The organism is Sphingobacterium nematocida, assembly GCF_900168125.1.
Lineage (GTDB): Bacteria > Bacteroidota > Bacteroidia > Sphingobacteriales > Sphingobacteriaceae > Sphingobacterium > Sphingobacterium nematocida.
On sequence record NZ_FUZF01000005.1, the window covers coordinates 108,079 to 125,949 of the forward strand.

14 protein-coding genes are annotated in these 17,871 nt (G+C 40.0%); 10 read left to right on the forward strand and 4 right to left on the reverse strand.

Translation table 11 applies throughout. From position 1 onward, the window contains the following. Window positions 1–37 precede the first annotated feature (37 nt). A complete protein-coding gene (locus B5X76_RS08195; RefSeq protein ID WP_176141018.1) occupies window positions 38–460 on the reverse strand; it encodes a MarR family winged helix-turn-helix transcriptional regulator in 423 nt (140 codons plus the stop codon). 365 nt (window positions 461–825) lie between these two features. On the opposite strand from B5X76_RS08195, the gene B5X76_RS08200 reads away from it, so the two are divergent. From B5X76_RS08200 to B5X76_RS08240, 9 genes are all read left to right on the forward strand, one after another. Continuing rightward, a complete protein-coding gene (locus B5X76_RS08200) occupies window positions 826–1,233 on the forward strand; it encodes a hypothetical protein (protein ID WP_079642624.1) in 408 nt (135 codons plus the stop codon). A gap of 396 nt (window positions 1,234–1,629) precedes the next feature. Next, a complete protein-coding gene (locus tag B5X76_RS08205) occupies window positions 1,630–2,358 on the forward strand; it encodes a GntR family transcriptional regulator (RefSeq protein WP_079642625.1) in 729 nt (242 codons plus the stop codon). Between the two features lie 539 nt (window positions 2,359–2,897). After that, entirely contained in the window at window positions 2,898–3,983 is a 1,086-nt protein-coding gene (locus tag B5X76_RS08210; protein WP_079642626.1) for a metallophosphoesterase, read from the forward strand. A 452-nt stretch (window positions 3,984–4,435) separates the two neighbouring features. After that, entirely contained in the window at window positions 4,436–6,151 is a 1,716-nt protein-coding gene (locus tag B5X76_RS08215) for a DUF6377 domain-containing protein (RefSeq protein WP_079642627.1), read from the forward strand. A 253-nt stretch (window positions 6,152–6,404) separates the two neighbouring features. Further along, window positions 6,405–7,376 carry a BACON domain-containing protein gene (locus B5X76_RS08220; protein WP_079642628.1) on the forward strand — a complete coding sequence of 324 codons (972 nt, stop codon included), beginning with the start codon at window positions 6,405–6,407 and terminating at the stop codon, window positions 7,374–7,376. Between the two features lie 13 nt (window positions 7,377–7,389). Next, window positions 7,390–8,961, forward strand: a complete 1,572-nt coding sequence (locus B5X76_RS08225) for a BACON domain-containing protein (protein ID WP_079642629.1) — start codon at window positions 7,390–7,392, stop codon at window positions 8,959–8,961. Window positions 8,962–8,975: 14 nt separating this feature from the next. Next, the gene (locus tag B5X76_RS08230) at window positions 8,976–11,951 is read left to right on the forward strand and encodes a SusC/RagA family TonB-linked outer membrane protein (RefSeq protein WP_079642630.1); all 2,976 of its coding nucleotides are present in this window, start codon (window positions 8,976–8,978) and stop codon (window positions 11,949–11,951) included. A 14-nt stretch (window positions 11,952–11,965) separates the two neighbouring features. After that, window positions 11,966–13,687 carry a RagB/SusD family nutrient uptake outer membrane protein gene (locus B5X76_RS08235; protein ID WP_079642631.1) on the forward strand — a complete coding sequence of 574 codons (1,722 nt, stop codon included), beginning with the start codon at window positions 11,966–11,968 and terminating at the stop codon, window positions 13,685–13,687. A 30-nt stretch (window positions 13,688–13,717) separates the two neighbouring features. Further along, complete coding sequence (locus B5X76_RS08240) at window positions 13,718–15,214, forward strand: calcineurin-like phosphoesterase C-terminal domain-containing protein (RefSeq protein ID WP_079642632.1); 1,497 nt, start codon at window positions 13,718–13,720, stop codon at window positions 15,212–15,214. 116 nt (window positions 15,215–15,330) lie between these two features. Here B5X76_RS08240 and B5X76_RS08245 read toward each other — a convergent pair whose 3' ends face one another. Next, window positions 15,331–15,921 (reverse strand): hypothetical protein, encoded by a 591-nt coding sequence (locus tag B5X76_RS08245; protein ID WP_079642633.1) that lies wholly within the window; start codon window positions 15,919–15,921, stop codon window positions 15,331–15,333. A gap of 232 nt (window positions 15,922–16,153) precedes the next feature. On the opposite strand from B5X76_RS08245, the gene B5X76_RS08250 reads away from it, so the two are divergent. Next, window positions 16,154–16,360: a hypothetical protein gene (locus B5X76_RS08250; protein ID WP_079642634.1), complete on the forward strand. Its 207-nt coding sequence runs from the start codon at window positions 16,154–16,156 to the stop codon at window positions 16,358–16,360. Between the two features lie 104 nt (window positions 16,361–16,464). Here B5X76_RS08250 and B5X76_RS22235 read toward each other — a convergent pair whose 3' ends face one another. Both B5X76_RS22235 and B5X76_RS08260 read right to left on the reverse strand, forming a co-directional pair. Further along, entirely contained in the window at window positions 16,465–16,596 is a 132-nt protein-coding gene (locus tag B5X76_RS22235; protein WP_317042860.1) for an ORF6N domain-containing protein, read from the reverse strand. Between the two features lie 367 nt (window positions 16,597–16,963). Continuing rightward, window positions 16,964–17,203, reverse strand: coding sequence for a helix-turn-helix domain-containing protein (locus B5X76_RS08260; RefSeq protein ID WP_079642636.1), 240 nt, complete (start codon window positions 17,201–17,203; stop codon window positions 16,964–16,966). Between the last annotated feature and the right edge of the window lie 668 nt (window positions 17,204–17,871).

Here is a 17,871-nt window from a genome sequence, read left to right on the forward strand (position 1 = left end):
TATTTTTAAATTTTACTAAATTGTCTCTATTAGAGCCCTATTTCCTGTTTAATATTTTGTTTACTATTTCTTTCAACGCTAGGAGGTCGGATGGTGCTATTTCCATCGATGCTAGCAACTGTTCGCGTATACCGCAGGCTTTATCCCGGATAGCGATTCCTGAGTCAGTACACATTATATTTACGACCCTTTCGTCCTTTTCGTTTCTAGTGCGACTCACATACCCCTTTTGTTCCAATCTTTTTAGGAGAGGGGTAAGGGTACCATTATCTAGTTGTAGCTTTTCTCCGAGTTGACCTACAGTCTGTTTTTCCTCTTCCCATAATACCAGCATTACGAGATATTGTGGGTAGGTAAGATCCAATTCTTCTAATAATGGGCGGTAGTGATTTACCATCTCCTTTGCAAGTGCGTAGATCGGAAAACAGACCTGATTGACCAACTTCAATTCATCTTTCATGACTGCAAAGGTATTTTTAAAATATATTTTGCACAATATAGTTTTGTCAAATAAAAGTAGTTTTGTGGATCCCCGATTTCTGTATACTGCTTTTCGGATTAGAGTGGTATCGTGAAGATAGAGTTTGGTATTAATGTTAATTTATAAACATAAAAACGCCTGAAGCGGGGAGCTTCAGGCGTTTTAAACTAACCAATTATTAACCTAAATTATGAATACAAGTTTAGTACCCAAATCTGTGCCAATTTAAAATACTGTCATCTTAGTTTAACCAAAATTAACAGTTGAAAGTTTTAAACAGCTAATACTGTTCGTAACATGCGATCAACTTGCTGTAAGCATCTTAATCACGGTTTTTGTTTTTCATGAAAATCAAGTTTGATAAAAAGAAAAGTGTTCCTGTATTTGAAAATATAGCGAAAGCAGGATTGGATGTTATTATTGATCCTCAATACACACGTACCGTTAATAGCTACGGTACAGATAGCTATGGAAATAAGGTGCCTGTAGACGAAGAAGATACACCTTTGGGAGATAGAATACTCGTCCGTAGTACAATGATGGTGGGGGCTATAGTCGGCAATGAACTAGCAAAACTTGTACCTCCCTCGACCATTGAAACATTCAGAATTAACTATTCTAGGGAAACATACAGCAAGCTATATGAAGATCTATCTATGTATACCATACACTTGCAATCGTCACCCGATTACGAGTTGGTTTTGCTGCAGAAGCTGCGAGAAGCAATGAAGCAGAACAAGGTGAAGCCTTAAAAAGGTCTCGGATTCTCGATCCTAATGATCAATGTATGGATAAAGATACCTAGCCCTTCGATACTTTGTGTTCTAAATAGAGGTGTCTAAAAATCTCGCAATCAAAGGTCTCCTGTGTTTTTAAAAGTAGAGTCTGCTACAAAGGATTCCTGTGCGTCTACGTACATGACGAACACAAAAAAACTGTTTTTTTTTAATAAAGGGGCTAGAATATCACCAACTTCGCTTCAACCAATATCTATTGTTTTGATAATTCACAGTATGTTTTTAATGTGTGAACAAGTATGGTACGTTCAAATATATAATTTATTCCAACTTGTCCAAAAGTTCTAATTAGATATTATTTATTTCATACATTTATCAAAAAAAGAGACTAGTTACATAGTAATAGCGTATATGAAAACCAATTTATTAGAAAAGAATCCACTTCATATTCAGGCAGAAACGTACCTTCGGCAGTTGATAGAAAAGGAAGAGTACAAAACAGGTAAACTTCTTCCGACCGAAGTTGAACTTGCTAAAATGTTGAACATATCGAGGAATACCTTGAGACAAGCAATTAATAAGTTGGTATATGAAGGGTTGTTGTTGCGCAAACGTGGGCATGGTACCCAAGTAGTGCGCAAAGGTATTGTTGGCGGGGTAAAGAATTGGCTGAGCTTTTCGCAGGAAATGAAAATGTTGGGTATCGAAGTAAAGAACTTTGAATTATATATTCGATATAGTTATGCTCCTAGCGAGATTACAAATTTCTTTTTGTTGGAAGAAAAGGCAAGTCCCAAATGTTTGTTGATGGAGCGTGTCCGTGGTAATTCGAGCTACCCATTTGTTTATTTTGTTTCTTACTTTAATCCAAGTATTCCTTTATCGTCAGATGAAAATTTCAACCGACCTTTGTACGAAATATTGGAAAAGGATTATGGCGTTGTCGTCAAAACCTCCAAAGAAGAGGTTTATGCTCGATTAGCCGGAGATCTGGTGGCTCAAAAACTCGAGATCAAAGCCAGCGATCCTATTTTGGTGAGAAAGCGATTCGTTTATGATGATAAGGGTCAACCCGTCGAGTATAATATTGGTTATTACCGAGCCGATAGTTTTACCTATACTATTGAAGCTGAAAGATAGCTTCAATAGTATTATCTCTATTCCGTCTGCTGCAATGAGGTAATTATCGGTTAAGCAATTGATTCAGTAAAAATGTTTCCCTTAAATTTCTTTGATTAGGTTCTGGGTGGATAGCGTATGAAAGGTGCGTGTTTTCTAAGAATAATTTGTCTGGTTTTGAAAATTAATTAAAGTTTCCATATTGTAGCTCTCCTCATCCATTTATATACTTTTATAGAGGAGATATAGGTATAAATTGGTGTTTTAAAAATTGCAGTACTAAAAGACAATTAACATTGGACCGATATTATTTATTTTGTTGCAGCTAGCTTAAGCACATGTCTGGCCAAGTTATAGGGATGCGCTTTCTTCTCGTTCCGTAAAATAGCTTTTTTACTGTAAAATACTGGATTTTTTATAGTTTAATCTGTTGGAAATATTTCCTCTATAGACTACACTATCGGCAGAAGAGAGCTTCAAAATTTAATATTCGTACGCAATTTAATTGCGTACAGAGGCAAATTTATGTAGGTTTAAGGACAGAAAATAAATAATCAACCATGAACCCAATTAAAAAACTAACATTATTCTTACAGGTCTGTCTTTTTGTGACCTTTTCTTTTGCTCAAACAGATAGTTATCGCCCCCCGAAACTGACGAATTCCGATTCCTGGTCGATGATTCTTGTCCCAGATGTACAAAGCTATGTCAAATTCGAACGCAATCATGGTATCTTAGAAATGATGACTGGTTGGGTCGCCGAGCAGATTGTACCCTTGAATATTCAGATGGTGCTCGGTACGGGCGATCTTGTGGAGCAGAATAATTGGCTCAGTCCGGACGGCAATCGCGCCAATCAGGCTAGCCCGCAACAATGGAAAGCGGTGTCTCGTGCATTTGAAAGACTCGATGCCAAGGTCCCTTATATAAATGCCACCGGAAACCATGATTATGGAATAAAGAGTGTCGAAAATCGTAAGACATACTACGATGATTTTTTTCCAGTAGATCGAAATTTTATGGCGCAGCGATTACTCTGTGAAGCAGGGTTTAATGCCGACAACCAACCATCTTTGGTGAATGCGGCCTACACCTTTCGTAGCCCTCACAACGACAATTTTTTGTTTCTGGTGTTAGAGTTTGCACCCAGAGATGAAACCATCGAATGGGCTAAGAAAATTATAGAAGACAAAAAGTACAAAGACCATCGTGTCGTGTTGCTGACCCATTCTTATCTTAATTCGAAGAACGAGCATATTATCAAGGAAAATTACCCGCTTGAAAATGGTAATTACGGAAGAGCCGTTTTTGAGAAGCTCGTACAGCCGTCTAGTAATATTGAACTGGTTTTTTCAGGTCATATCGGAAAACCCGATGACTTTGAAGGGCATGTAGGCTATCGTACCGACAAAAATAGTGCAGGCCGTACCGTACACCAGATGACATTTAATGCACAGGCCCTTGGCGGTGGCTGGCATGGTAATGGGGGCGATGGTTGGTTGCGGTGGATGGAATTTATGCCAGATAAAAGAACGGTCAAAGTAAAAACTTTTTCCCCATTCTTTGCTATCTCTCCCACGACTCGACAGTTTGCCTGGGAGCGAGCTCCTTATAATGAGTTTGAGTTTCAGTTAGATTCCAAATAAATTATATAAGTTCCATAATCCAGAAGGTGTATACTTTGTTCGTTTTGCAACAATCAATTTGGGGGATGTGTCTTGTATTGTACAATAATAGGTTTATTATAAAAAATTAAGTCTCTAAAGTATAAGTTCTACCCCTAAAAATAAGAATTTTGGCTTTGAGAGCCATTATTTTTATATTAGTTGTCGATTTGTATCATTCCTAAAGGACGAAGCGGAATGTCTGAATTTTGGTTATTAAATACCAAGGAAGGAAAAGCTGATTCTAAGTAAAATAAGTATCCGTAGTGTATAAGAATGTGAAATATCCATGTAACAATCACTGCATAAGCGCGGATGACCGCGAAACAGCATGCCTACCATTTAAAATAAAAAATAGGCATAATATAGTTTGTATATTCCATGCCGACTCGTCGGCACAAGTTAATGGCCGTTAAAATACAAATTATGCATATATGAAAAATTGGATAGTATTTGGTCTTGCTCTGTTGATGTCAATAGTTTTTTTTGTTTGTTATAGCAACCTAACTGCCTCATCCATTCCTTCTCTTGATTCTTTAAAATTTACTGTTGCTAATCGGGACTATTATTTAGAGAAAAGGCTCAGTCATATCGATACTATTCGTAACAGATTGTCGTCTACTTCTGATCCATTAGTCCAGTTTGACGAATGTAGAACTCTTTATAAAATATACTATGATCTACAGATTGATAGCGCTTTGAACTATGCACGACGTATGCAGCAAATATCGGAGAGCTTACTCGCTAAATCCCCATTATACCGTACAGAGGCTCTTTTTTTAATAGCCAGAGTTTACACTTATTCTGGAATGTATAAAGAGTCCAGTCATTTGTTGGCCCATGCTTATGAAAATGCAGGGGAACTACCTGCTAACTTGAAGCAACTTTATTTTGAAATACAAATGCAATTGTACAAAGGATTGGCCGAACAATCTATTTCGGCGGCAGATCTTGATGGCTATAGGAAGATAATAGCCGATAACAGAGATTCGTTGATTGCTATTGTTCCTGAAAATACGATTTGGTATTATATCCATTTGTCGAATAAGCTCAAGGCAGATCAGAAGTACGATCAAGCCATGGATATTTTGTATAGTGCCTATAATCAGTTGACCACATCCGATCGTGATATGGCACATGTTGCTTTTTACATGTCCGATTTATACCATTTAAAAGGTAATTTGTCACGTGAAAAAGAATATTTGACGGTGTCTTCTATCGCTGATATGAAACATGCCGTAAAGGAGTATATCTCGCTGTGGAAATTGGGAACGATCCTCTATGATGAAGGGGATGTAAAAACGGCGTATCAGTTTATCGATATATCATTACAGGATGCTATATATAGCGGTGCATATCGATGGAAACAATCTATCATAAAGATTTTACCCACTATTTATACGAGATACCATACTACGATCTTACAACAAAAAAATACGATATCAGCGGCTTTTTTAATCATTGCTTTTTTATTGATCTGCTCTGTTTTTCTCTGTATCTATATCGTGAGGCAATATAGAAAGCTTAATAACGCAAAAAGTGAATTGATTCGGGTCAACAATGATTTGAAAAAATTGAATATAGAGCTTAATGCTATAAGTGAAAAATTGTTTTCTACTAATGCAGAGCTTCAAATGAATAACGGAAAATTGGTTTTTTTGAATAATGAGTTAGTTGGTGCGAACCGACTAAAAGAGACATACCTGAGCAAATTTATCGACTTATGTTCCGATTATATTGATAAACTCGATGCTTATAGAGGTAGTATGAAGAGATTATTGAAAACTGGTAAAGTTGACAAAATAGAGCAGGAGCTGGAGTCGACTAAGTATGTGGAGAAGGAGCATAAATCATTTTTGGTGAATTTTGATGAGACTTTCTTAAATCTATATCCAGATTTCGTGTTCGAGTTTAATAGTTTATTTCCGATAGAGGAGAGACAGGAGGTAAGGGCTACTGAGCTTTTATCAACTGAATTGAGGGTGTTTGCATTGATCCGATTAGGTATTACAGATAGTCCAAAGATAGCAAAGTTTTTGCGATGTTCTGTCGCTACGATATATACTTATAGATCTCGGAGTAAAAACAGATCTTACTATCCAGATGATTTTGAAGATCGAATTAAGGACTGCCATAAACAACAGTCTTAAATATCCTGCCTTTTTAAGAATTTTCCAGCTTTCAGAACTAGTTAAACAGTGTTTTTCTGATATAAAAGTTTTGATTTTGGTTGTGTGTGTGTGTTGTTAAGTGTCTGTATTTTAGCTTTGTGTTGTTTTAATTCGTTTTGATTCTGTTCCTGATACCTTATGAGCACTGTTTATACCGAACCCAAATTCGGAACTTTGTTAGTATTTAAAATTATCCATCCACAAAAATTTTTATAAAACAATTATAATAACTATGAAATGCAAAAAAAATATGCTTTGGAATATGGTATTCCTCCTGGGCTGCTTATTGTTTTCGGGATGTTCGAAAGAAGACAATACTAAAAATGTAGCCACACGTCTGCAGGTGGATAAAGTTCAGTTGTCCGTCATACAATCGGGACGTTTGCTTTCGGGGAGCAAGGCAACGATCAATATTCTGGCAAATTTAGGATATCAGATCAGTAGCGATGTGGATTGGCTAAAAGTAGACAAACCTACAGGCAAAGGTAGAACAGATGTTACATTGGAAGTTGAGGAAAATACAAGTGGCAATGTTCGTACGGGGTCCCTCACGATATCATCTAGAGAATTGGAAGAACGTGTAATAGTTATTCAGACGATGGATCTTGACACAGATGATAGACAAGCTATCGGATTTGTCTATCTGCTAGATGATTTTGGTTGGTGCGAAGAATTTGGAGGGGTAGATGAGATTGAAAATCAAACTACCGGAACTACAATTAATGCGAATACGGTTGCAGGTGCCAAGTCAGCACTAAATTCTCGGGGATATGAGGATATCAATTCTGGTGGAAATTGTTTTTACCTGGGTAAGCATTATTTCAAGATGGGTAAGACAAACTATCAAACGGGAGTGCGGTTAAATAAAGTTCCGAATCTTGAAAAAGGGAAGACTACCAATGCTAAACTCTCGTTTAATGCAACTCCAATCCGAACAGCCTCGGGCAATTATGATAATATACAGGTTGTCGTGGAGATAGAAGGGCCAGGGTCTGTTGGAGCGGGATCCAAGAAAACCAGCGGAGAGATCAATATTCAGAATGCTAATGGCGGGCCGTGGCATTGGGTCGCACAGAGCGTCGAATTATATGGTATAGAAGAACGAACCAAGATAACATTAAAGACAACCAAGAGCGGGAGTGAGACAGGTACTTTCCGTTGGAGCTTGAATGATATCAAGATTGAAAAAATAGCAACAAACTAATAATAACAAAGTTATGAACATTAGAATATTTATTCCGCTATTATCCTTTTTTGCCGCGCTGCTTTTTCATGCCTGCAAGCCTACGTTGGAGATGGTGGATATCTTTGAAGTGTCTACAGAGCGTATTTCTTTAAATTACGAAGGCTTTTTGGCCAGTGGCGAGCGAGCTGCGATTGAGCTCGCTAGTAATGACTCTTGGCGAGTGAAGTCAAAACCAGATTGGGTAGAACTTAATAAAGCTGCTGGCGAGCGTGGGCGTTACATGATTTTTGTAACCGTGGGAGAGGCGGGGACACAAGAAGACAGGGAAGGTGAGATTCTCTTTGAAAGTTTAGGAAGAACTATTTCGGTGGGAATAAGACAAGTGAAGAAAATAGAAGAACTTTCGGTATCTCCTGCCGAAGTCGCTGTTAATATCAGAGGATTGTTGGAGAATGGAGAGGCAGCGATGCTAGACATTACGACCAACTCGGATTGGCAGATTGTGGAATTGCTCGAATGGATTAAGGTGGATAAGGTAGCGGGAAAAGCTGGAACGGTTTCGGTCGTATTGACTGTCGAAAAGAATAATTCAGGGAAAGAAAGAAAAGGGACATTCACTGTTCAATCGGGTTCGAATACCGAGATCGTTACTGTTGCTCAGGATCTATCGTACAGCCCGTTGACGGAAGTCAAGGAGATCACAGCTGACCAAAACGGGACTATCAGCAGTGGGTCGGCTACGTTTGAAATTAATGCGGTACAGCCATGGACGGCAACGAGTGATAGTTGGATCCACCTAAGTCCAAATAGTGGTGGGATTGGTAAGACTCAAGTGACGGTACGAATTGATCCGACAGTCATAGCACGCAACGGTTCGATAAAGATTATTGATACCGACGAACTCAGTACAATTGTAGTGGTGAAGCAAGAGATTAAGATACCTGATGATGGTAAATCTATTGGGTATGTATACCTAATGGATGACTTTAACTGGGTAAAGCCTTACGGCGGTGAGGATGAGTTGTTGAAAGCTCCTACAAAGACTGGTGATGGAAAGGGATTTTCTGGCGCTACAGCAAATATGCATACCAAGGGTTCTACAGGTGCGGCTACCGTTTCCGCAGCACAAGCGTTTGCGGATCGCAATTATGAGGATATCAATTGGGACGGGAATGCGTTCTATTTTGGCGCACACTACCTGAAGATGGGACGGACCAATGTGCAGACAGGACTAAAACTGAAATCTATACCCAATATTGCGGCAGATAAATCGACCAATATGAAGCTGACGTTCAATGCGAGTCCAGCTCGTGGTTCTACGTCAGGTAGCGCCTTTGATGATGTTGTCTTGATGGTACAGATCGAAGGGCCAGGTTCGGTAGATATAAACGATAAGGCGATGAAAGTCAAAGACAATATTGATATACAGATCCCTGATAATGCAGCTACGGATTGGTATTGGATTGAAAGAAGTGTAGTGCTATATGGGGTTACAGCAGAAACGAAAGTAACGATAAAACCAAGTGCGAGCACACCTGGAGGACAGTTCAATCGCTGGTTGCTCAGTGATATCAAATTTGAAAAGCATAGTAAAGTAAATTAACCGGGATAACAGCAATGATATATATACACGAAAAATCGACAAGACGTTTGTTTAATTATGCATTGAGCCTGATAGTTACACTTTTTTCTTTATTCACGACGGTACATGGTCAGACCAAGAATGTATCCGGTAAGGTCACAGATAAAGATGGAGGGGCGATGGCAGGTGTGACCATAACGGTCAAGGGACAGCAAAGATCTACAGTTTCCGATGTGAAGGGGAGTTATGACGTCAGTAAGGTTCATAATGGGGATAAATTAGTGTTTTCACTGGTAGGTTATGAAACAGAAGAGGTAGAGGTTGGAAGTCAGTCACAGATCGATGTTCAATTGATTTCCTCATTTATAGATTTGGGTGAAGCTGTCGTAATTGGTTATGGTTCTTTAGAGAAACGCCAAGTTACCTCCTCGATAACTTCCATCAGAGGGGATAAGCTCCCGTTGGGGCTAGGAGGAGCTACAATAGCTACAGCGCTTCGCGGTAAAGTCCCTGGTCTTACAATAGATGGTACATCTAGCCCCAATGCGACCAATAGTTTTCAGTTGCGTGGAGTAGCATCCGTTCATGCCGGGCAAGGGCCGCTTGTCGTTATTGACGGGATTCCCGGGGGGGATATCCGCGCTATCAGCCAAGAAGATATCGAAACCATTGATGTCCTAAAAGATGCCTCAGCAGGTGCTATTTATGGAACACGTGCTGCAGGGGGAGTAATATTGATTACCACCAAACAGGCCAAAGCAGGTGAGGTAAAAATACAGTATAGCGGCGAATTTTCGACGGAGCAAATACGGAAGCGCCCGGATCTGCTTAGCTCGAGTGAATATGTGATATATGGTCTAGGACAGGATTATGGATATGATACGGATTGGTATAGTGCATTGACCAATGATCGTCCGTTTTCTCACCGTCAGGTGGTTAGTCTTTCCGGTGGTAGCCCTAATGCATTGGTGTACACGACATTTTCTACACAAAATCAGAAGGGGATCGTTATTGGAGATGGTCGGAAGGACTATTCAGGACGAATCAACAGTAAGTTTTCGATGTTTGATAACAAAGTCGAGATTCAGGCTCGGGCCGAATATAGACAAGCTCAGCGTGATCAGCGTAATGGCTCGGGTTCATTTAACACGGCGATGATGCTGAATCCGACGATACCGATCTACAACGATGCCAATGAATCAGGGTATAATGTAAGAGAAATCGGGATTTCGGGCACCAGTAATAATCCAGTAGCTGATATTATGTTGAAGACCTACGACGGAAAGGATAGCTGGTTGTTGAGTGACGCTTCGCTTAAGATCAATCTTTCTAATAATTTATCCGTCAAAGGGACAATTGGGTATCAGGAGTCAAAATGGCAGCTCTATCGCTATACCTCGCCTCATCATAAATCATCCGTTGACAATTCCAGGAGAGGTGAGGGGTATCACGGTTTTAGTAAGAATAACCGATTCTCTACGGATGCCTATCTGAATTATAAAAATATATTTAACGGTGATCATAATGTCGATGCGATAGCGGGATACAGTTTTTGGGAGGCTAATGGTGAAAGCTTCAACATGACCAATTACAATTTTACCATCGATGGTGTAGGGCCTTGGAATATGGAAGACGGTACTTGGCTGACCGATGGCAGAGCACTTATGGATTCGGAGAAGAGCCCTCGCGAACGCCTGTTGTCTATGTTTTCTCGAATTAATTATACGTTCAAAGACAAGTACATCCTGTCCGCAAGTTACCGTCGGGAGGGGTCATCCAAATTTGGACCGAATCACCGTTGGGGCAATTTTTGGGCTGTTTCTGGAGGCTGGCGAATGATTGAAGAGGACTTTATTAAGAACATTCCTTTTATCAGTGACCTTAAGCTTCGTGCAGGATATGGCGTGACCGGTAACAATAGTTTTGGAAACGGCTACGCGACACGTATGTACAGCCCCGATTCGCAGATGTACCCGACACCGGGTGGCGAGTGGATATATGCCTATGGCCCGCAGCGAAATGTCAATGCTAACCTAAAATGGGAAGAGAAAGGTGAGTTGAATGTTGGCTTGGATTTCGGTTTTTGGAACAATCGCCTATTTGGTAAGCTTGATGTTTACAAGAGACGGGTTAAAGACCTACTTTTTGAAACCGATGCACCTACGCCTCCTATGACGCATACTACGATCATGCGCAATGTGGGCACTTTGGAGAATAGAGGATGGGAGTTCGAGTTGGGCAGCGAGATCGTCCGCAACACAGACTGGAACTATAATACGGTAGCCCGTTTATCGCATAATACCTCTAAAATATTGGATTTAGGAGAAGATGGTGTAATTGATATGGATGCATTCCCTTCACCTGGTAATCCTGGCAGGGGAGGTCGTCTAGGTAATAATTCGACCATCGGTCAGTTTTTTGTATTCAAATATGCGGGATTGGATGAGTACGGCAAATGGTTGATCTATGATAAAAATGGTGATGTAGTCCCTGGTGGGAGCGCCAACTTGATCAATGAGAATAAGTATCATGTGGGCAATGCTATCCCCAAATTGACGGTTTCGTGGGATCACAACTTGAGTTACAAGCAGTTTGATTTTTCTCTATCGCTGAGAAGCTATATCAACTATGATGTGTTCAGTCAGATCAATATGTATTATGGATTGCGTACCCAATCACAGTTCAATGTTTTGAGAGAAGCATTCGATCGATATGCTGCTGTAAATGATGAGAAGATATTGAGCGATGTGTTTATCAGTGATGCTACTTTTTTGGCCTTAGATGCGATCAGTGCAGGTTATACATTCGATTTAAAGAAGTATACGCCTTATGTTTCAAAAGCGAAATTGTACTTCAGCTCGAGGGATCTGTTTGTATGGAGTGCCTACAAAGGGGTCAATCCTCAGGTCAATCTAAATGGTCTGTTTCCAGGGTTCGAGCAGATCAATACTACGGCTAGTATGTATCCGCAAACACGCCGGTTCACATTGGGCGTACAACTTACATTTTAAAAAAATAGATAGAGATGAAAAGCTATATACCAACATATTTTAAAATTTCGGCGCTGACATGTTCTCTTCTTCTAGGAGGCTGTAATCTCGATGAGAAGCATTTTTCTTCCGTGACTCCCGATACATTTTTTACGTCCAAGGAGAGTACTTATGCTGTGTTGGCTCGTCCGTTTACACATTGGCGATGGTTTATAGGTGGGGATCGCTGGTACCTGCAAGAGTTGACTACCGATGCGATGACTTGTCCGCAGCGTGCAGAGGACTGGTATAATGGAGGAGAGTATTTCCGATTGCAATATCACACCTGGAATCCCGATGATCGTTTTGTAGAAAATACCTATAATGGCGTAGGCGGGGGAATAGCCCGTACTATGTCCGCAAAAGAAGATCTGGAGGGATTGGATTACTCTACAGTGGGGATGACCGCCCAAGATAAGGCGGATCAGGTTCAACAGTTAGAGGCATTGATTGCGTGGTTTTACATGCGTGGTCTTGACTTTTTTGGGGGCATGCCGATTTACACATCTACGCAAGATGAATTAAAGCCTAGAGCCAGCGACCAAGAGACGTTTGATCATATTGAAGCTCTATTGAAAAATGCAATTCCCAATTTAAAGAAAAAGGCACAGATTGGAGGGGCCGAGGACGGGTATATACGTCAGGCTGCTGCAGCAGCAATGCTGGCTGAGCTTTATTTTAATGCGGAGGCCTATACGGGTAAGAATCGATTTGCAGATTGTGCTGCAATATGTGAAGATCTAATCAACGGGGTATATGGTACATATGACCTCGATAAAACTTGGTGGGGGCCACATGGGTTTGATAACGATCGGTCTACTGAGGTCATCTGGGCTGCTCCATCCAAAGGGGGAGGTTCTACGGAGACGGCTTGGAATTGGTACTGGCGCTATTTTTATCACCAAGAGAGTGGTAAGTATTTTGGTGGTGTCGCTGGTAATGGAGCCCCTTATAATGGATTTATGCTTAGTCCCTCCCGTAAGCCAACGGGAGAAGTGTATACTGAATTTAAGCTCGGCAATACGTACGAGAAATTTCACGACAAGGATCTGCGTAAGAAGCCTTTTGTGTATAGAGGGGGGAAAAACTACGAAGGGATGTTTTTGGTCGGTACCCAGACGAACCCGATTACAGGAGAATCAACGAGAGGGACAAAAGCTTATCAAGGTCAGATCTTGAATTTTGTGGATGTGGTTGCTCCATTCAGGGAACTCAACTCCAAATATGGAGGCGATATTTCCAAATTGCCTTCTAATATTCAGGTCGGAGAGGAAAATAGCGGGGTTCGATTGGTGAAAGTACCTCAGCCGAATCTTGCGGATCAGGCCTTCCAGTTTGATCCAGACTGTCCTGTCATTCGTCTTACCGAAGTGTATTATATGCTGGCAGAGTGCAAGCTGCGTGCAGGCGATACAAAAGGCGGAGCAGATCTCATCAACGTGGTGCGTAAACGCAATTTTGCCAATGGAATAGATCCTGATCCGGTAACTGCTAGTAACTTGGATAAATATAGGATGTTGGACGAATGGCTGATTGAGTTTTTGGGAGAAGGACGCAGACGTACGGATCTGATCCGTTGGGGAGCATTTACCGGAGAGAAATGGTGGGATCATGAACCGACCGATGCGACAAAAAATAGATTTCCGATTCCCTACTCTGCTATCTCTGCGAATAAACTTTTGGCGCCAAATCCAGGGTATGGAAGTCAAGGGAAATAGTCAATCCATTTAATGATAAAGTGAACAATCATGATTAATAAGATATTTTTCAATTTTTTAATAGTAGGTTTATTTCTCTTTGTAGGCTGTAGCGAAGATGAGCGATTGGTGCGTAACCCCTCTCCCGAAGAGCCTTCGGACATCGTTATAAAGGAGGGAATGAATCTTGTAGGCAGACTGATGGATGGTGCTAATCCCGTCGTCGGAGCCGTAGTCAGTGACGGTTATAGTACTGCCGTTACGGATGCTGAGGGGATTTACCAATTGAAAGCTGATGCGCTTGCTAAATTTGTATTTGTATCCATACCGGCGGACTACGCGATCCCTTTAGATAAAGGTCTGCCCAAAATATATCAAACGCTTGAAGCTGATCGTAGTAAGGTTTTACGAAAGGATTTTGCTTTGAAGAAACAGGCTGTTGTAAACAAATTTCAGCTCTTGGCATTAGCCGACGTGCAGATAGGTCAATCTGTAGAATTGAATTGGCTACGCCAGTCCGAGATCCCACTGATAGCGGATTATATTAAAACCATGAAAGCCGAATCACCAGTATACGGCATTTCATTGGGAGATTTGGTATGGGATAATATGAGTTATCTGACTGAATATGCTGGCGAGATAAAACGTTTGGAGGTTCCTTTTTTTCAGGTAATCGGGAACCATGACCATGATCGGACTATAATAGGCAACGACTCTAGAGCTGCTTATCCGTTTGAAACTAATTTTGGACCGACTTATTATTCCTATAATATCGGAGACTGCCACTTTGTAGTACTGGACAATGTAAACTATAATGGACATAGTGACTATAGCGCACATATCACGCAGAATCAACTGGACTGGTTGAAAGACGATCTGAAACATGTCGGTAAAGACAAATTAATCATTTTAGGAACTCACATTTATACATCCAGAAGAGATAGACCTACGCTAATGACGAGTAATAGAGAGGAGCTCTATAAACTTTTGGAGGGGTATAAGGTTCGCATCCTGACCGGCCATCTTCATAACAATCGCATGACTACCATCAACCAGGATATCGAGGAGAATAATTTAGGATCGGTGATGGGCGCTTTTTGGAATTACTGGTGTAATGACGGCAGCCCTCGTGGTTATGCCGTGTATGAAATCGAAGGTAATAAGATCCAAAATTGGTATTATAAGGGGACAGACAAACCAAAAGATTATCAAATCAAGATTTACAAGCCAGGGCAGGCCGTTACCGAATCCCGAAAAGACGGAGTTGTCATCAATATTTTTGCTTGGCACACCAATTGGACCGTCAAAGTATATGAGAATGATGTTTATAAAGCCACATTAACAGAAAATCTTCGGTTCGAAATGGATAGGGATGCTTATGATGCTTATTTTGGCGACGATAAACCTGCTCATCGCCCATCTGCAGAACCAGAAGCTTACAACGATCATATGTTTTACTATAAGCCTACGGTTTCCAAAGGTGTGACTATTAAGGTAGAGGCTACCGATTCTAATGGCAATAAGTATACAGAGAGCGTAACGTTTTAAAAGGAGGTGTAGTATACCCGAAGTACACTACATCCGTACCTATGGGGGATCAACTGCTCGCGCTGCTCTTTGAGCGGCGCGATTTTCTTTAGTACAGTTTTTAAGAATCAAACTTTTTAAACGTCTGGTTTTGCAGCAAGTTCTATGATAGTGTCAATAAATTTGTCAAAGGCTTCCTGTGTATATATTTTATACGTGTTTATACAGTGATCCACTCTGTACATTATTCGATTTTTCAAAGTTTCTTCTTTGAAGGTCGATACAATAACAACGTATTTATTGGACATATCGAGCACTTCCAGAAGGTTGTTAACTGAAAAATTATCGCCACCGCTGGTCAAGAGTAATATTTCAGCTTCAGCGGCAGATTCTTCAAGCGTGTCTTTGTATACCCCTACTACTTTGGGAGATTTTTCAATAAGTGCCTTAAAGTGCTTATCTCCACCATAAAGTTGCCATATGCACACCTTATAAATCTCCTTTTGAGATAGTGGAATACGTTCCGCTAATTTTGGCTTATTTTTCCGGTTGGATGAATAGACAATATCTTCTACGTCCGAATACTGTGCAGATGAGCTGATGATTGTCCTTGCCAAAATACCATCTGTTTTGAATGAAAGAAAATTTTCTTTAGTATTTTCTTTTTGATCTGTATCTGCAAATAGATTTTTTATAAATTTTTTAACAGTAAGGAGTAGCTTTCTCATAAGTAAATAATTGGTTTTTACAATTTACCAATTATTTACTAGCTAAACAAATCCCATATTCATGAGCTAGAAAATCCACTTTTGTTTTGCTAGGTCCTGCAAGTATATAATGCTTATGATTCTCATTCGTCGTTGGTCAATGCCCACTGCCCGCCAGCTCTCCCCTTAGTTCGTTCTTGTAAAGCACTATTAAGTTTCTTAAGTTTGAGTGTATTTACCCATAATTTGAATTATGCTTACACAAAAAGAATTATTTGAGCTGCTTTGTGCTCGCTTTGAAACAAAAGATGAAGCAATAGCATTTATCGCTGAAGCATTGTGTGTTTCCTCAGAAGTAGCTAAGAAATGGGTCGAAGGTACAATAGATATTTATTATTCAGATTTACAGAGTCTTGTCCGTTTATTTGGTCTGGGGCCTGATGAACTTGCGAAAAAGTAAGAGCAGTTATTAGAAATGGTAAGTATTCATAATGCTCGTTATTTGGTATAAATTATTTTCTATTTCTTCTGAGCACTGGTCGCAATTTGTGACTTCAAAGATGCCTATTCATCTTCTGTCTTCTGTAAGTTGAAACATGAAATGTTCAAGAAATCGAATGATATTTTTCTTCTAACTTGTTCTTTGAGCCTGCGAGTTTCCACTCCGTATAATTCGGCAAGATCACTGTATAGCACTGTCCGACCACTGGCGGATCAGTTTTTGGCTTCTGAAAAGATAAATTCTGCTCATCAGAACGTCTTCCGGATACAAGGTTTTTATTTCTGCATGGTTGTCGTCTCTTGGAGGCGATCTTAGATTGTTTATTCATTTAGTGGGAGTTATTTCGCTAATCCTTCTAATTCTATAATCTCTTTACCCTGCTCCGTAATGGTGTAATAGGAAAGAAAGCCTTCTTCTGTTTTTTTGTTGCATTTTAGCCAACCTGTCTCGGCGAAGCTTTTATCGTTGCGGTCATTCTTGCGTTTTTGCTCCTAGCAGAAAGGAAGAAATTCTGATACTTTTTCAACATTATTATTTAAAAACCTCTAACAAATAAAACAACTATTTCGACATTGATTCAAAAGTTAATAACTCGTTTGGTGTTACTTTAAGAGCTTTAGCTATTTGGAAAAGTATAAAGGCTGTCGGGTTAGCCCCTTGAACCTCATATCTATTTATGAATTGTTTATCTTTTCCTATTGTATGGGCCAATTGTTCCTGAGACAAATTATTTTGTTTTCTCAAAATCATGATTCTTTCACCTAATTTTCTTTTGAATTCTGAGATCGACATTTCTTTCATAGATTCAATGTCGAAAAATATAACATCAAAAAAGTCATCTTTAGTGTTGACTTTTTGCGATATGTTTCTTAAATTTGAAAATAAAATTTAGATAATGTGAAATGATTAAATAAATTTGATGCACCATATTGAAAATATTTAGGTGCTCACTTAAAATTTGCCTCATAAAAGCCAAACGAACGTAGGAATTCAGTTAGAAGCTAAGAGGACAAGTGAGCGTCTGGTAAAGATACCCCACGAATTTATTCGTGGGTACCAGACCTTCTTGTTGTAGCTTCTGAGAGTTGGACATGTTCAAATCTCCCCGGATTCCTACCCGGGTCGTTTGGCGAAGCAAGATAGGTCTGGCCCCTTTGGGGTTAAAAACTCTTCGATGAGGCTTTGGAAAACAAAGCTAAAAATGAAAACAAAAAAACAGCAGCACAAAAACATTATCAAAGGTCCGGAGTAGCTTCGTTAACCTTAGTCATCTAGCATGACTTTTCTATTCTTGTGATGTGTATTATATACCGATTATACAAACTTAAGTTACCTTCTTAGTACATCCGAGATAATCATTTAATCAATTTTTTATTAAAACGTGTGGCCTGTCTTATGGTTGCATGATTGTAGCCCGTTCGACTCCTCCACCAGGTGGAGGAGTCGCTTCCCGATGAAACAGGGACACA

Excerpts from the sequence above, each read along its gene's own strand:
- B5X76_RS08245 (WP_079642633.1), bottom strand. The coding sequence starts at position 15,921 with ATGAGAAAGCTACTCCTTACTGTTAAAAAATTTATAAAAAATCTATTT.
- B5X76_RS08230 (WP_079642630.1), top strand. The coding sequence starts at position 8,976 with ATGATATATATACACGAAAAATCGACAAGACGTTTGTTTAATTATGCA.
- B5X76_RS08250 (WP_079642634.1), top strand. The coding sequence starts at position 16,154 with ATGCTTACACAAAAAGAATTATTTGAGCTGCTTTGTGCTCGCTTTGAA.
- B5X76_RS08220 (WP_079642628.1), top strand. The coding sequence starts at position 6,405 with ATGAAATGCAAAAAAAATATGCTTTGGAATATGGTATTCCTCCTGGGC.
- B5X76_RS08200 (WP_079642624.1), top strand. The coding sequence starts at position 826 with ATGAAAATCAAGTTTGATAAAAAGAAAAGTGTTCCTGTATTTGAAAAT.
- B5X76_RS08240 (WP_079642632.1), top strand. The coding sequence starts at position 13,718 with ATGATTAATAAGATATTTTTCAATTTTTTAATAGTAGGTTTATTTCTC.
- B5X76_RS08205 (WP_079642625.1), top strand. The coding sequence starts at position 1,630 with ATGAAAACCAATTTATTAGAAAAGAATCCACTTCATATTCAGGCAGAA.
- B5X76_RS08225 (WP_079642629.1), top strand. The coding sequence starts at position 7,390 with ATGAACATTAGAATATTTATTCCGCTATTATCCTTTTTTGCCGCGCTG.
- B5X76_RS08215 (WP_079642627.1), top strand. The coding sequence starts at position 4,436 with ATGAAAAATTGGATAGTATTTGGTCTTGCTCTGTTGATGTCAATAGTT.
- B5X76_RS08210 (WP_079642626.1), top strand. The coding sequence starts at position 2,898 with ATGAACCCAATTAAAAAACTAACATTATTCTTACAGGTCTGTCTTTTT.
- B5X76_RS08235 (WP_079642631.1), top strand. The coding sequence starts at position 11,966 with ATGAAAAGCTATATACCAACATATTTTAAAATTTCGGCGCTGACATGT.
- B5X76_RS08195 (WP_176141018.1), bottom strand. The coding sequence starts at position 460 with ATGAAAGATGAATTGAAGTTGGTCAATCAGGTCTGTTTTCCGATCTAC.
- B5X76_RS08260 (WP_079642636.1), bottom strand. The coding sequence starts at position 17,203 with ATGAAAGAAATGTCGATCTCAGAATTCAAAAGAAAATTAGGTGAAAGA.